Below are 14,436 nucleotides of genomic sequence, written 5' to 3'. Positions count from 1 at the left end.
AAGGCTCCTTGCGAAAGCGAATATCGGTTGGCTCTACCAGTACTGCAATAACGGGGCCAGTCAGCTCTTATCTCGACATCATCTCGACAGACCGGCCCCTTCAGAAGGTGCGCCGGGACTCAGCTACCAAGGCTCAGCTGATGTCCGGACGCTTGTCCATTGGCGCCGCGACCACCCCACCGGAACGAGCCGGTACACTGGAAGATGACTCGGTTGCCATGCTCTCCGGGTAGGCCTTGGCCGGGACTTCGAACAGATCCAGTCCGAGCACTTCGACATGCGGCGGCACACGCAGCAGATTGAGCTTCTTGAGCACGTAGGCGACACCCCAGCCCGGCACGAAGCCCGTCACTGCCATCACGACTGCGCCAGTCAGCTGGCCGGTGAAGGAGATGTCCGGCACGCCTTCGCCGACATTCGGGAAGCCAGCGGCGAAGACACCCACCAGTACCACGCCGTAGAAGCCGCAGAAGCCATGCACCGCGAAGGCGCCGACGGAGTCATCCAGGCCACGCTTCTCGAGCAGCGCGCCGATCTTCGGCATCAGGGCGCCACCGGTGACCGCCAGCACGAAGGCCAGCCCCGGGTTGTAGAGATCCAGCCCCGCCGCGACGGTGATGATGCCGCCCAGTGCACCGGACATGGTCCAGAACGGGTCACGCGAGGATAGATAGGCACCGATCACGCCGCCACCGAAGCCCATCAGGGTATTGAAGGCGAAGGCAGAGAGGTTGGTGCGATTGCCGTAGATGGTGGTCCAGCCGATATCACCGGTGTTGAAGATGATGCAGCCGCCCAGGAAGCCGAAGAACCCGACGATGATCAGCATCAGGCCGATCAAGGTCATCGGCATGTTGTGCGGCGCGATCACCTGCGGCTTGCCATCGTCACTGTACTTGCCGATACGCGCGCCCAGATTGAGCAGCACGCCCAGCGCGAAGAAGCCGGCCACGGCGTGCACCACACCGGCGGCGCCGACATCGTGGTAGCCCAGCTTGTGCAGCATCCAGCCATCCGGATGCCAGCCCCAGGCGCCCGCCATGATCCAGACACCGGCACCGAGAATCACTGCCAGAATCAGGAAGGCCCCCAGACGGATGCGTTCGATCACCGCCCCCGAGAGGATGGAGCCGGTGGTCGCGCCGAACAGGGCAAAGGCGGCGAAGAAGATGCCGGTGCCCATGTCATCGGCGTCGGGTCGCATGCTCGCGCTCCACGGCAGAGCGGCGGAGGCCTCGATGGGGATCAGCCCGTTGGGGAAGGCGTTGTAGATCCACCAGCCCACGAAGTAGAAGGCGGGGATGATCGAGGCCAGCGTCAGCACGTTCTTCATGCCGGATGCCAAGGCATTCTTGGAACGGGAGGCACCTATCTCGTAGGCCAGAAAGCCTGCATGGATCAGGAACATGATGGCGGTACACCACCAATAGAACACCTCGATGTTCATCGCCTGATGCATATCCAATATGCTTTGCAACGTCTTTTCATCCATCGTCTTTTCTCCTTTACCGGAGCCTGTGGATCAGCGCGCTTCACTGTGCAAGCGACACTGCCCGTCCGGGGGTTGTTGTTGTTTTTCAAGGGGACCTGCTGGATAAAGCAAGCGACATGCCAGATGATCAAAATTGACCACCCTCAGCAACTCTCTGTTTTCACTGAATTATTCTTGAAACCGAGAACTCCTCTTCAGATATGAAGCCCCTGAAGCCTTCCCTGCGAGGAGGATGGGCATTAATGAGGCATGCCGGTCACGGCATGCACCGAGAGATGACTTGCAGGGCGCTGCATATACGCAAGTCATTGCTCGCGACTCCTCTCTCATGCTCCCCCTCATTGCAGAAGGATCAGCTACGCACCTTGAGGCGCTCAGGGTCATGGAAGGGCAATGTCACCACCTCTGCGGCGAGGCGCTTCTGATGGCCATCCAGCTGGCCGATCTCGAGCTGGGTACCCGGGCTTGCGAAGTCCGGCGCCAGGCGACACATCGCGATGGAGCGACCGAGCAGCGGCGACTGGGTGGCACTGGTAACCACGCCCACCGGATAGCGGCCGTGATAGACGAGATCGCCATGGCTGACCAGCTCGCTGCTGGCCACCTTCAGGCCCATCACACGATGCCGTGATTCCGGCGTCTCGCGTTGCAGCGCTGCCCGCCCGACGAAGTCATCCTCCTTGCTCTTCATCGGCACGGTGAAGCCGATGCCCGCCTCATAGGGGGAAGTCTGCGGGCAGAATTCATGGCCGGCGAAGATCAACCCCGCCTCGATTCTCAGCATATCGAGGGCATCCAGTCCCAGTGGCGCGATGCCATGAGGCTCACCCGCCGCCCAGATCGCCTCCCACACGGATGGGGCGTCCTTGGGATGACACCAGACTTCATAGCCGAGCTCACCGGTATAGCCGGTACGCGACACCATCATCGGGATGCCATCCGGGCCTGACAGACGACCGATCATGAACCGGAACCAGCCCAGCCCTTCGACGTCCGGCTGGGTACGCGCATTCCAGATCAACGGCGCCAGCACCTCACGACTCTTCGGCCCCTGCAAGGCGATGTTGTGCAGCTGATGGGTGGAATCACGCACCGTGACGCGATAGCCCTGGCGCTGGGCAAGGTCCCTGAGCCACTGGCCGCTGGCCGGATCACCACAGATCCAGCGGAAGGTCTGCTCGCCCATGCGGAACAGGGTACCGTCATCGAGCATGCCGCCGGTTTCCTGACACATGGCCGAGTACACCACCTCGCCAATGGAAAGCCGTCGCACATTGCGCGTCAGCGCGTACTGAAGCAGGCGTTCGGCGTCCGGTCCGGCGACCTCGAACTTGCGCAGTGCCGAAAGGTCCATCATCGCGACCCGCTCGCGGCAGGCCAGATACTCGGCCCGCGCGCCCCACCCTTCGTAATGGGTGGCCAGCCAGTAGCCGTGGTAATCGATGAACTGCTTGGTCAAGGCGGACGTGCAGGGGTGAAAGGCGGTGGGCAGTGTCATGCGCGGCAATTCCTCGGGCCGGTTGCGATAGGCGATACCGCGGGGGAAGTCATGTTCAGCGGCGTAGATACGCACATGGATATCGGTCGGCACCCAGCCATTGGCGGCATCGATGTCGTCCGGGCAGGCCGATGAGGCACAGATGAGGTCACGGTCGGCGCGCAGCAGCACATAGTCACCGGGACGCGACCAGGGCTCATCCACCGCCAGAGTGCCGCAGGGCTCGACATAGGCATTGAAGAAGAAGTTGATCGCCGGCCAGCTGGCGCGCTGTCGGATGCCGTGAGACGCGGACAGGGCATTGTTGAAGTTGATCGTGCAGCTATCGTGGCCGAAGTAGCCGTGGTGTTCGTAATACTGCGGCGAACAGGCCAGCATGAAGCTGTCATGGCGGCCCACCGTGTCCTGTACGACTTCCAGCATCGGGTGCATGTGCTGATCGAAGAACACTGAATAAAGCCCCGGATTTGGCATGCAGTGGCCGGACAGGCTGCGCGTGGCACCGCCATCCAGTCCCAGCTCCTCGCCCTGTGCCCAGGCATTGGCATCGAAGGCCACGAAGTCGGAACACTGACGACCGGCGACATCGATGATTTGGATCCACTCGCCCTTCTTGACTTCATAGACCTCGACCGTGCCCGCCGCGACTCTCGTCTCCTGCTTGATCGGCGCCAATGGCACTGGCAGCTGCTCCTGCCCCACCAGCCCCTCGCAGAAGTGCGCGACCTCAAGCTCAGTGGCCAGATGCTTGCCATCGAGCAACATGTCATTGCCGGGGGCCAGCAGAATCAGGCGCGCGGCTGGCGCTTCACGAGGCCAGCGAATCTCGGCCGGCAACCCGGCGGCTGACAGGCTCTGCCACTGCGACAATGGCACCTGCGCGACTCCCAGCGCTGCCAGACGCTGCTGGGTGAACGGGCTTCGTGCCTGCTCGGCCTCACCCTCTTCTCCCCCTTGCGGCTGGCTGGCAAAGGCATGTTCTTCCAGACAGGTGATGCTGGCGTAGCGCGCGAGTATCACTGCATCGACGTTGTCTGAAGCCTCTCCAGCGCCTGCTTCTCCAGCCTCAGCCACACTGTTCTGTCCCTCCCGCCCCCCTGGCGGCAATAGCAGCCACTCGCAGGCCTGGGCCCCATCGGCAGATGACACCTGCACGCTGTCTCCCGGCGACAGCTCCAGCGCCAGCGCATCCAGCCCGGGTATTCGGTAACGATACGGCTGGCACGGCGTGGCAGCGGGTATCTCGACTGCAAGCTCCATCGTGGTGATACCTCTTGTTGTCATGGCAAGTGGGTTCGGCGTTGCACACGTGATGGGGCGAAGCAGCTCCCCGATGTACCTGGATGGTGCATGCCCCCTTCTGTGACGCACCACGTTCTTCATGGTTAATTAAATTTACTCACAGTAGAGGCGTCGACAATCCATCAAGAGAGGTACCCATGAAGGGGTAAGCCGTTCACTGGCATGAAGCTTGCTGGTGTGACACTCGAATCAGGGCGCGCCGCAGGGGCGGCGAAACGACAGAGGAACTCGCATGGCACTCAGTCTCGGCGCATCGAAGGCAGGCAAGGCGCCTGCATTGCAAGGGATAGCCCATCGCCTTGAAGCCCAGCGCGCACAAGTCTGTCCCGCCGGTGCCGAGCCTCCCGTTCATCCTGCTACCATCCCGCCGCCTGATCTGCGTGACAGGCACCACCTCGATGCCATCACCTTGCACATCGCTACCTGCGCTGACCTCAAGGAGGCGTTGCCATCCGTGCTGAGAGAGCTGCTGGACATGCTGAACGGCTGTCTTGACAGCGGTGCGGCTCACTTCGCAACTGGCGAACTCTGTGTCGTGCATCGCGCCCTCGGTCAGGCGACCCATGAGGTGATTTCCCCCATTGGCCTCGCCCTGCCAGCCGCTACGCGTGAGAGATTGCAGGAAGTCGTCAGGGATATCAGTCGCGGTCGCGATCCCGACGCCCGACAGCAGGTGTCTGACATGGACGGCACGCCAGGTGGCTTGCTGATCGCCCTCACGGACGCCACTGATAGAGGGGAGACGGGCAGAGGGGCGACGGGCGATGACTGGTTGTGGCTTGGAGAGCCGACAGCCGCAGCCATCGAGTCAGGGCTGGCGAACGTCGTCATCAATACCCTGAGCCGTGGCCTGGCACTGCATCAGCAGCAACAGGCGCGTCATGCCGAAGACACGAAATCAGCGGTGGCGCAGGCACTGAAGAACGAACGCCGACATCTGGCCGCGGAGCTGCACGACACCCTCGCCCAGGAATTGAGTTATCTGCAGATGCAGAGCGCACGCCTGACTCGCGCCGCTCGTCATGCGCCACAGGACGTGCAGGCACTGGCCGAGGACGTGCATACCCAGGCCCGGCGCGCCTTCCGCCAGACCCGGGAACTGATCAACGGTGCGCACGCCACCTGGGGAGACGCGCCGCTGGCCTGTGTGCTGGACAACTTGATCGAGGAATTCGAGACACGCTCGGGGATGGTGTTCGAGCTCGACAACCGCATCCAGTCGCTGCACCTCCCCGATGCCCAGGCCCTGCAGGTGATGTTCATCGTGCGCGAAGCGATGACCAACAGCGTGCGCCATGCCCGAGCCACCCACCTGCGCCTGCAATTGCTCTACCAATCCTCTGGGCATCCACCGGCGGCGCGAGTGTTGCTGACCATCGAGGACAACGGCTGCGGCTTTGACCCTGCTGACATCGCCCCCGCCCATTTCGGACTGGGCATCATGCAGGATCGCGCATACCAGATCGGAGCCGACTTCGCCATTACCCAACCCCGCCAGGGCGGTACCCGCGTGACACTGAGCTGGGAGCGCCGCGACACATGACCGTGACTCGCCAGACATCCTCGACACACCAGATGCCCTCGACACCCCCGACAAGAGTCGTGCTCGTCGACGACCACCCGCTGTTTCGGCGCGGGCTTGCCGAGCTTTTGAGTGAAGGTGGCCTGTTCGAGGTCGTGGCCGACTTCGATGACGGCACCGACCTGCTTGATGCCCTACCCACCCTCTCCCCGGAGCTGGTAATCGTCGACTGGCAGATGCCGCAGCTTGATGGCCTGACCCTGATGCGCCATCTCAAGCAGCGTGATGCCGCTCTCAAGGTTGTGCTGCTGACCGCATCCGACGACAGCCGCCACCTGCTGGATGCCATCCAGCAAGGGGCGGATGGCTACCTGATGAAGGACACCGACCCCGAACGCATACTCGAGCGCCTTCAGGCCGTGGTCGACGGCAAGCTGGGGCTGGAAGAAGAGACCTTGCTGCTGCTGGCCAGACGCCTGCAGCAGGATCACCGCCAGCGCGAGGAACACTCGCCAGCATATACACATAAACAGGAGCAGGAGCGGAAGCAGGCCGAGGCGCTGCCCGCCGCGGCGAATACCCCTGGTGGCTCCACGCCCGACGGGGCCCCCGCACTCGACCGACCCACGACAACTGACTGGCCCGCGACAGCCGACTGGTACGAAGGCCTGACCGAGCGTGAACGCGATACCCTCAAATGGATCGGGCGCGGCCTCAGCAACAAGTTGATTGCCCGCGAACTGGGCATCAGTGACAGCACGGTGAAGGTCTACGTCAAGAATCTGCTGCGCAAGCTGAACCTGCATTCACGACTGGAGCTGGCCGCCTGGGTCTACGCCCACCCGCTGACGCCAGCGAGTGATGGCAGCCGAGCGCCCGCCAAGGACGCGGCAAGCGCCAAAGAGGCCATGACACGGGCCGAAAAGGAGAGCCTGCGATGATGCGCTTTCTTGAACAGTTCGCCTCCGCCTCGATTGCCTCGACCGCATCGACTGCCTCGCCCTTCAGCGCACAGGCAATTCTCGATGGCCTGAGTGATGCCGTGCTGGTAGTGGATGCCGACAGTACCCTGCTGTATGCCTCGCGCGGCTGGCAGGCCCTGAGCGGACACGAATTAGGCGGCCCACGAGAAGACACGCCAACCACCCCTCGGGCGGAGGGACACGGCACGGCAGCGCAGCGCCTGCGCGATGCCCTGCACCCCGCGGATCAATCGCGCTGGGACATGCTCGCCCGCCACGTTTCGCGCCGCGAACGCCCTGACTGCTGGCGATTGCGCATCTTGGGGGCGGACCACCACTATCGCTGGTGTGAAGTTCGCAGCCAGTCACTTTCGCTGGCATCGCCCTGGCCCGCCACGCTCACTGTGCATGACATCAGCGAGCGCGTGCAGCAGGAGCAGATCGACGCCGCCAACCTGCGCAGCCTGACACGGCTGATCAAGGGGCTGCCCGCAATGGTCTATCGCGCGCGCAACAACCGCCACTGGTCGATGGAGTACATCAGTGACGGCTGCCTGGCCATCACCGGCCTCAGCCCCCAGCAACTGCTCGATCATCCCTCCCTCACCTACGGGGAGATGATCCATCCCGAAGATGCTGATCGCGTGTGGGAGCAGGTGCAGGCAGCCCTTGAGGCCCGCACCCCCTTCACCCTCGCCTACCGCATTCACCATCGCGACGGCGACGTGATCCAAGTACAGGAAAAGGGCCATGGCATCTATTCCCCCGACGGGACGCCACTGGCGGTGGAAGGCATCATCTTCGTCGTCGACACCTCGGGCCTGGCAGGGGATTCTGCATGATTCGCAGAGCATGGTATCGATATCGCATACCCCTTTATGGCTACCCTTTCCGAGCAATGTGCAGCCGGACCACATCTCGCTAGCCTGTTTCGTTGTCAGCGTTTCACGACGTCATCACGTCCTGAAGCCCCGGATAACGCATGAAGACACAACAAGAACAGGAAGGTATCCATGACCCAACGTATCGCGATCATCGGTGCAGGACCCAGTGGCCTGGCTCAGTTACGTGCCTTTCAATCCGCCGCCGACAAGGGCATCGAGATTCCCGAGATTGTCTGTTACGAGAAGCAGGATGACTGGGGTGGTCTGTGGAATTACAGCTGGCGCACCGGGCTGGATGCCCACGGCGAGCCGGTCCACGGCAGCATGTATCGCTACCTGTGGTCGAACGGTCCCAAGGAGTGTCTCGAGTTCGCCGACTACTCCTTTGAAGAACATTTCGGGCGCCCTATCGCCTCCTATCCGCCGCGCGCCGTGCTGTTCGACTACATCAAGGGACGTGTCGAGAAGGCCGGAGTGCGCAAGTACATCCGCTTCGGCTGCCCAGTGCGCCAGGTCACCTTCGATGATGCCAGCCAGCAATTCACGGTCAGTGTGCATGATCAGTCGCTCGATCTGGTGACCAGCGAAGAGTTCGACCACGTCATCGTGGCCTCCGGACATTTCTCGACACCCAATGTGCCGGAATTCCCCGGATTCTCGAGCTTCAATGGCCGTATCCTGCATGCGCATGATTTCCGCGATGCACTGGAATTCAAGGGCAAGGATCTGCTGTTGCTCGGCAGCAGCTATTCCGCGGAGGACATCGGCTCCCAATGCTACAAGTACGGTGCGCGCAGCATCACCACCAGCTATCGCACCGCGCCGATGGGCTTCAAGTGGCCGGATAATTGGGAGGAAAAACCGCTACTGGTGAAGGTCGATCGTGATACCGCCTATTTCAGTGACGGCAGCCACAAGCGAGTCGATGCCATCATCCTGTGCACCGGCTACCTGCATCATTTCCCGTTCCTCGAGGAGTCACTGCGCCTCAAGACCCAGAACCGCATGTGGCCGCTGGGGCTCTACAAGGGCGTGGTGTGGGAAGAGAACCCACGCCTCTTCTACCTCGGCATGCAGGACCAGTGGTACACCTTCAACATGTTCGATGCCCAGGCCTGGTGGGTACGCGATGCGATTCTCGGCACTCAGACACTGCCGGCGAAAGCAGCGATGCAAGCCGATAGCCAGGCGTGGCGCGAGCGTGAGGAAACGCTGGATAGCGACGAGGCGATGATCGTCTTCCAGGGGGACTACGTAAAATCGCTGATCAGCGAGACCGACTACCCAAGCTTCGATATCGATGGCGTGAATCGCACCTTCCTCGAGTGGGAGCATCACAAGCACGAGAACATCATGACCTTCCGCGACCACGGCTATCGCTCCTTGATGACCGGCACCCAGGCACCCAGGCATCACACGCCGTGGCTTGAGGCGATGGATGATTCGCTGGAAGCCTATCTGGCCCAGCCGGTCGAGGCCGAGACGCCACTCGACGAGGAGTCAGCGACTCAGGCGACGACCACGCCGCTGGCCTCCTGACGCGTTCTTATCACTGTTCACTAGAGCTTGTGTTAACTAGAGCTTCTGTTCACGGGGACGCGAGTCAGACGAGGCTGCACCAACGACTTGCTGGCAGCAGGTGGAGGGACAACAGGCGGAGGGGTTACCTCCGCCTTTTCCTGCATCAAAACATCAACAAAAACTCATATAGATCCGCATTCATGCAACGCATGTCTTTCGCTGGCGATTGAACGCCTCGTTTTCCCGACACCCCACAAGGACACTCGATCTCCATGCGCATCACGCTCTACTTCCTGATCTCGACCCTGTGCGAAATCGGCTGGGCCACGGGCCTGAAAGTCGCCGACAGTCCGCTGGAATGGGCGCTGACGGTGCTGCTGGTCATCATCAGCCTGAGTCTGGTCACCCAGATCGCCAAGACACTGCCCGCCAGCACTACCTATGCCATCTTCGTCGGCCTGGGCACGGTGGGGACAGTGGTGGCCGACCTGCTGTTCTTCGATCTCGAATTCCAGTGGTCCACGCTGGGCTTTGTGGTGCTGATGCTGATCGGCATCATCGTGCTCAAGACGGCCCCCAGCGCGCCTGCCGACAAGCAATCTCGCGCGAGTGCCATACCGCAGACCACCCTCAGTGAATGACCAGGAGTGACGCCATGGATTGGGTCTATCTGATCGCCGCCGGCTGCTGTGAAGTCGTCGGCGTCACCGGTTTCAACCAGTACGCCAATCAGCACCGCCGCATGGGCGTGTTGCTGGTCGCGCTGGGCTTCAGCTCCTCCTTGAGCCTGCTGTATCTGGCCATGGACACCATCAGTCTGGGCATCGCCTATGCCGTGTTCTCCGGCATCGGCACCGTGGTCAGCGCCATCATCGGCGTACTGTTCTGGCGTGAGCACTTCTCGTTTCGCCGCATGGCCTGCATCGGCGTCATCGTGCTGTCCATTGCCGGCCTGCATCTTTCCGGCGGGCATTGAGCGCCGGTCGGCGGTTGATTATTGCCATTTGTGCAATGACCAATTGCCGGCCGGCGTCTTTTTCTGCCCGCAACAGTGCACTAGCCTCTCGGGCAATCTTCCAAAACCTGCCCGTCAGGAGCCTTGCCATGAGCTTGTCTTTCCATGTCGTCCGCCACGAACGCGGCTTCTCTCCCACGCCCCTGCCCATCTGGACCGACAACGGCGACGTGTCTGATCTCTTCGAGGCCGACGCGGCGCCAGAGGTGGTCCGTCAGGAAGTCGAGGGTGTCCCGGGGGCCTTCCAGCTGCTCAATGTGCTGACACCCGCCGAGTGCGACAACTTCGTCGCCGCGCTGGAGGAAATGGGCTTCGAGGAAGATGCGCCCGTCTCCCTGCCGCGTTCGGTACGCCACAACCACAACGTCAACTGGGTCGTCAGTGAAGCGGTCGATCAGGTCATCTGGCAGCGCTCGGCGCCGCTGGTGACCGAGCAGATCCAGGGCGAAGGCGCCAAGGGCATCAATGCGCGCTTTCGTGCCTATCGCTACGAGGCCGCCGACTTCTTCAAACCGCACACCGATGGCGCCTGGCCGGGCAGCCGCGTCATCAATGGCGAGATCGTCCAGGACGCCTATCCGGGCCTGATGAGCCAGTACACCTTCCTCATCTTCCTGAGCGATGGTTATACCGGCGGGCGCACCGAGTTTCTGGTCAGCCGTCGCGACCCCGGCAAGCCGGCCCAGTCGCAGGATGACATCCAGAAGGTCTCGGTCTCCACGCCCAAGGGGGGCGTACTGTGCTTCCCGCATGGCTCGCATCCGCAGCACTGCGTGCATGCCGGCGAGCCGATCCGCGATGGTGCCAAGTACATCATCCGCAGCGATATCCTCTATTGAGGCCTATCTGATGAAGGCAGTCTGATAAAACCGCCTTGATCGGCGAACAAGTCATGCACAACGCCAAGGGCCCGATCTCTCCCGAGACCAGGCCCTTCATCATCGTGAACTGCGTGTTTCTCACAGGGCTTGTCAGGCAGGGCTTGTCAGCAGCAGGACAGCCGCTCGCGGCGGGCAAGCAGGAAGTCGACCCAGGCACGTACGCGCGGGTTGTGCTGATTCTCGCGCGCGAAGACGACGTGGATACCGGTGTCGAAATCCGATGAGGTGACCTGAAAGTCCTCCAGCACCGGCAGCAGGCGGCCACTTGCCAGCTCTTCCCGAATGGCCCAGAGCGGCTGCACTACCACGCCGGCTCCCCCAAGCGCCGCCTGGGTGAGAATGTCGGCATTGTTGGTGCGCAGCGCGCGAGCGCGCACCGAGATGCGATGCTCCCGATCGCCTTGCACCAGCCGCCAGTGATGATTGGCAGTGGTATAGCTGAAGGTCAGCAGACGGTGCTGCTCCAGGTCCTGGGGCTGATGGATAGGCGGCTGGGCGGCGAGGTAGGACGGCGCGGCAGCCAGCACGAAGCGCTGGTCACTGATATGGCGCGCGATCAGGCTCGAATCTTCCAGATGGCCGATGCGCAGCGCCACGTCGAAGTGGTCCTCGACCAGGTCCACCCGCTGGTCACTGCTGACGATATCCAGGGCTACCTCGGGATAGCACTGCATGAACTCGCTCACCAGCGGCGCCAGATAGAGGCGCGAATAGCGCCACGGCACCGAGATGCGCAGCGGCCCCGCGACCCGCTCACTCAACGACTCCAGCTCACCCTCCAGTTGATCCACCTCGGCCAGAATGGCGCGAAAGCGGATCAGGGCGCGCTCGCCGGCCGGCGACAGCCGTACATGGCGCGTGGTGCGCACCAGCAATGGCTCGCCCAGCTGGCGCTCCAGATGATTGACGTGACGCGTCGCCGTGGAACTGGCGATATCCAGCTCCCGCGCCGCCACGTTGAAGCTCTGATGCTCCGCCACCTTGAGAAAGGTGCGCAGGCGTTGGGTCAGTTCGTTCATGGTGCTCCTGCGGTGCTCTCCATCGAAAGGTCGGCGTCCTTGTCGTGCAGCCAACCGGCCAGACAGCCGGTTGGCGCTCACCAGCCGCGAGCATATCATCGACGCACCGCAGGATGACCGCGACACGAGGATGAACGACATGGACATGATAAGCAGCATGAAAGGACTCGCCGGTGGCGTCCTGATCGGACTCTCGGCAGTGATGCTGATGGCCTTTCTGGGACGTATCGCCGGTATCAGTGGCATCACGCGCGGCGCGCTGCTGGAATCAGGCCCGGACCGCCGCTGGCGTATCGCCTTCGTGCTGGGGTTGATCAGCGGGCCACTACTCCTCCTGCTGCTCAATCTTGACTGGGGCAATGTGGCCGCAAGCACGGATGCGCTGATCGGCAATCCCGCCAGCGGGGTGCTGAGCATGATGTTCGCCGGTCTGCTGGTGGGTATCGGAACAGGCATCGGCGGCGGCTGTACCAGTGGTCATGGTGTCTGCGGTATCGCGCGTCTCTCTCCCCGCTCGTTGGTGGCCACAGTGGTATTCGTGGCTGTGGCCATGCTGACGGTGTTCGTGAGCCAACATTTGCTGGGGGAGTCGTCATGAAAACGGTCATCGGCTTTCTCACCGGCCTGGTCTTCAGCCTCGGGCTGACACTCAGCGGCATGACCGACCCCGCACGTGTGGTCGGCTTTCTCGACGTGGCCGGAGACTGGGACCCCACGCTGATCTTCGTGCTGGGCGGTGCCGTCATCACCACCTTCCTCGGCTATCGTCTCGTATGGCGGCGTGGCACTCCCCTGCTGGGCGAGCGCTTCCAGCTGCCTACGCGTCGCGATATCGATGGCCGTCTGCTGCTCGGCGCAACCCTGTTCGGTATCGGTTGGGGGCTGAGCGGTTACTGCCCCGGGCCTGCCATCGTCTCCAGCAGCGCCATGAGTCTGCCATTGGCGGGCTTTCTGGTGACGATGCTAGTGGGCTGGTGGCTGGCCACTCGTCTGACGCGCAATAGCTGATGTGAGAATCCCGCCTTGAACGCAAACGCCCGCCAGATGGCGGGCGTTTCATCTTCCTGCAAGGGAGACCGTCACGACTAGACGATGCCCTTGGCCTTCATCTCACGCAACACGGCGGCGACATAGTGCATCTCCTCTGGCGTACCGAGTGACATGCGGCACCAGCCATCCGCCGGCGGGAAGGCACGCCCGATCAACACGTGGCGTTCCTTCATTGCGGCCTGGAATTCCTTCAGCGGCCTGGAGATACGATGGAAGACGAAGTTGGTCTGCCCCGGCAGATAGTACCAGCCCAGCTCGTCGAGCGTCGCCGTGAAGATGGCGCGCGCTTCATCGTTACTCTGCTTGCTGTGGACCAGAAACTCCGGTGACTGCATGGAGGCCGTCGCCGCCATCACACCAGGGTATGACAGCGTCATGGCATCGTCTTCGACATAGTGGGAAACGTGCTCAAGACGATCGACATCGCCGACGGCATAGCCGACACGCAAGCCTGCCATGGCGTGAATCTTGGAGAAGGTCTTCAGCAGCAGGACGTTCTTCGCGCCACCAGCAATCAGATGATCCGCGGAGCGGAAGGCCGGGTCATTCACGAATTCGGCGTAGGCTTCGTCGATGATGAACAGCGTATCGTCGCGGCTGTCGTTGACCCAGGCCTCCAGTTCATCACTGGAAATGATGGTCGAGGTCGGGTTGTTGGGATTCACCAGATAGACGATGGAAGGGCCGGAGTGGTCGGCCACGGCCTGCTTCATGTCGGAAATCTTGAATGACCAGTCCTCGCGCGAGGACGGCACCTTGCGAATGGCGAGGTCATAGAAGCCGGCATACAGGGCGCCATCGCCGTAGGTCAGCTCGGGAATCACCAGCTGGGTATCGGGAGTCGCATGGGCCAGCACACTGGCACGAATCGCATCCGAGGAGCCCGGCGTGAACAGAATGCTCTCGCTCGGCACCTTGTGGTGAGTCGCCACCAATGACTGCAATTTGCCCAGATGAGCGAAGGGATAACGATTGGAATGCGGAATGGATGCCGCTGCGGCGCGCTGTGCCGACGGTGCCATGCCCAGCGCGTTCTCGTTGTAGTTGAGTCGCACCGGTGACTTGGCGGAAGGCTTGAGCACCGCCGCCGCAGGCGCTGTCTCCTTGGCCAAGGCACTGGGAATACCCGGCAGGAACTGACCCAACGCCGCCCCGGCAATTGCCGCCCCACTCATGCCCAGGAAACCACGACGCGAACGCGATGATGGAGAGCCCTTCTCAACCGCCTGAACCACAGAAGACTCCTGCAGATCCTTCTCGACTACGTCTGTCATCGTGTGTCCTTAGTCT

The 14,436-nt window shown here is 62.2% G+C and carries 13 protein-coding genes; 9 read left to right on the top strand and 4 right to left on the bottom strand.

Annotated elements, in window-relative coordinates:
* Window positions 1-133: 133 nt before the first annotated feature.
* Window positions 134-1,492: an ammonium transporter gene (locus CLAM6_RS07075; protein WP_153635553.1), complete on the bottom strand. Its 1,359-nt coding sequence runs from the start codon at window positions 1,490-1,492 to the stop codon at window positions 134-136.
* 352 nt (window positions 1,493-1,844) lie between these two features.
* Window positions 1,845-4,250 carry a DUF1989 domain-containing protein gene (locus CLAM6_RS07070; RefSeq protein WP_153635552.1) on the bottom strand — a complete coding sequence of 802 codons (2,406 nt, stop codon included), beginning with the start codon at window positions 4,248-4,250 and terminating at the stop codon, window positions 1,845-1,847.
* A 274-nt stretch (window positions 4,251-4,524) separates the two neighbouring features.
* On the opposite strand from CLAM6_RS07070, the gene CLAM6_RS07065 reads away from it, so the two are divergent.
* The 7 genes from CLAM6_RS07065 to CLAM6_RS07035 all read left to right on the top strand — a co-directional run bounded on the left by CLAM6_RS07065 (window position 4,525) and on the right by CLAM6_RS07035 (window position 11,035).
* Window positions 4,525-5,835, top strand: a complete 1,311-nt coding sequence (locus CLAM6_RS07065; protein WP_153635551.1) for a sensor histidine kinase — start codon at window positions 4,525-4,527, stop codon at window positions 5,833-5,835.
* Window positions 5,832-6,755, top strand: coding sequence for a response regulator transcription factor (locus CLAM6_RS18150; RefSeq protein ID WP_347237579.1), 924 nt, complete (start codon window positions 5,832-5,834; stop codon window positions 6,753-6,755). The genes CLAM6_RS07065 and CLAM6_RS18150 overlap by 4 nt, the downstream gene beginning before the upstream one ends.
* Window positions 6,752-7,618: a PAS domain-containing protein gene (locus CLAM6_RS07055; RefSeq protein ID WP_153635550.1), complete on the top strand. Its 867-nt coding sequence runs from the start codon at window positions 6,752-6,754 to the stop codon at window positions 7,616-7,618. The genes CLAM6_RS18150 and CLAM6_RS07055 overlap by 4 nt, the downstream gene beginning before the upstream one ends.
* Before the next feature lie 171 nt (window positions 7,619-7,789).
* A complete protein-coding gene (locus tag CLAM6_RS07050; RefSeq protein ID WP_153635549.1) occupies window positions 7,790-9,199 on the top strand; it encodes an NAD(P)-binding domain-containing protein in 1,410 nt (469 codons plus the stop codon).
* A gap of 254 nt (window positions 9,200-9,453) precedes the next feature.
* Entirely contained in the window at window positions 9,454-9,822 is a 369-nt protein-coding gene (locus CLAM6_RS07045) for a DMT family transporter (protein ID WP_153635548.1), read from the top strand.
* Window positions 9,823-9,836: 14 nt separating this feature from the next.
* Window positions 9,837-10,157, top strand: a complete 321-nt coding sequence (locus CLAM6_RS07040; protein ID WP_043332225.1) for a DMT family transporter — start codon at window positions 9,837-9,839, stop codon at window positions 10,155-10,157.
* Between the two features lie 128 nt (window positions 10,158-10,285).
* Entirely contained in the window at window positions 10,286-11,035 is a 750-nt protein-coding gene (locus CLAM6_RS07035; RefSeq protein WP_153635547.1) for an oxidoreductase, read from the top strand.
* Between the two features lie 146 nt (window positions 11,036-11,181).
* Here the strand turns inward: CLAM6_RS07035 and CLAM6_RS07030 are convergent, their stop codons facing one another.
* A complete protein-coding gene (locus CLAM6_RS07030; RefSeq protein ID WP_172978644.1) occupies window positions 11,182-12,096 on the bottom strand; it encodes a LysR family transcriptional regulator in 915 nt (304 codons plus the stop codon).
* Window positions 12,097-12,235: 139 nt separating this feature from the next.
* Between CLAM6_RS07030 and CLAM6_RS07025 the strand changes: the two genes are divergently transcribed.
* Together CLAM6_RS07025 and CLAM6_RS07020 are read left to right on the top strand one after the other, a co-directional pair.
* A complete protein-coding gene (locus CLAM6_RS07025; protein WP_153635545.1) occupies window positions 12,236-12,694 on the top strand; it encodes a YeeE/YedE family protein in 459 nt (152 codons plus the stop codon).
* The gene (locus tag CLAM6_RS07020; protein WP_153635544.1) at window positions 12,691-13,104 is read left to right on the top strand and encodes a DUF6691 family protein; all 414 of its coding nucleotides are present in this window, start codon (window positions 12,691-12,693) and stop codon (window positions 13,102-13,104) included. Before CLAM6_RS07025 ends, CLAM6_RS07020 begins: the two co-directional genes overlap by 4 nt.
* Before the next feature lie 77 nt (window positions 13,105-13,181).
* Here the strand turns inward: CLAM6_RS07020 and CLAM6_RS07015 are convergent, their stop codons facing one another.
* Window positions 13,182-14,420 (bottom strand): pyridoxal phosphate-dependent aminotransferase, encoded by a 1,239-nt coding sequence (locus tag CLAM6_RS07015; RefSeq protein WP_153635543.1) that lies wholly within the window; start codon window positions 14,418-14,420, stop codon window positions 13,182-13,184.
* Window positions 14,421-14,436 lie beyond the last annotated feature (16 nt).

Source organism: Cobetia sp. AM6, from assembly GCF_009617955.1.
GTDB lineage: Bacteria > Pseudomonadota > Gammaproteobacteria > Pseudomonadales > Halomonadaceae > Cobetia > Cobetia amphilecti.
This window is presented reverse-complemented; position numbering and strand designations above follow the sequence as displayed.

Bases quoted from the DNA above. Each gene is read 5' to 3' on its own strand.
- CLAM6_RS07015 (WP_153635543.1), bottom strand. From the start codon at position 14,420: ATGACAGACGTAGTCGAGAAGGATCTGCAGGAGTCTTCTGTGGTTCAG.
- CLAM6_RS07025 (WP_153635545.1), top strand. From the start codon at position 12,236: ATGGACATGATAAGCAGCATGAAAGGACTCGCCGGTGGCGTCCTGATC.
- CLAM6_RS07030 (WP_172978644.1), bottom strand. From the start codon at position 12,096: ATGAACGAACTGACCCAACGCCTGCGCACCTTTCTCAAGGTGGCGGAG.
- CLAM6_RS07050 (WP_153635549.1), top strand. From the start codon at position 7,790: ATGACCCAACGTATCGCGATCATCGGTGCAGGACCCAGTGGCCTGGCT.
- CLAM6_RS07045 (WP_153635548.1), top strand. From the start codon at position 9,454: ATGCGCATCACGCTCTACTTCCTGATCTCGACCCTGTGCGAAATCGGC.
- CLAM6_RS18150 (WP_347237579.1), top strand. From the start codon at position 5,832: ATGACCGTGACTCGCCAGACATCCTCGACACACCAGATGCCCTCGACA.
- CLAM6_RS07065 (WP_153635551.1), top strand. From the start codon at position 4,525: ATGGCACTCAGTCTCGGCGCATCGAAGGCAGGCAAGGCGCCTGCATTG.
- CLAM6_RS07075 (WP_153635553.1), bottom strand. From the start codon at position 1,492: ATGGATGAAAAGACGTTGCAAAGCATATTGGATATGCATCAGGCGATG.
- CLAM6_RS07055 (WP_153635550.1), top strand. From the start codon at position 6,752: ATGATGCGCTTTCTTGAACAGTTCGCCTCCGCCTCGATTGCCTCGACC.
- CLAM6_RS07070 (WP_153635552.1), bottom strand. From the start codon at position 4,250: ATGGAGCTTGCAGTCGAGATACCCGCTGCCACGCCGTGCCAGCCGTAT.
- CLAM6_RS07035 (WP_153635547.1), top strand. From the start codon at position 10,286: ATGAGCTTGTCTTTCCATGTCGTCCGCCACGAACGCGGCTTCTCTCCC.
- CLAM6_RS07020 (WP_153635544.1), top strand. From the start codon at position 12,691: ATGAAAACGGTCATCGGCTTTCTCACCGGCCTGGTCTTCAGCCTCGGG.
- CLAM6_RS07040 (WP_043332225.1), top strand. From the start codon at position 9,837: ATGGATTGGGTCTATCTGATCGCCGCCGGCTGCTGTGAAGTCGTCGGC.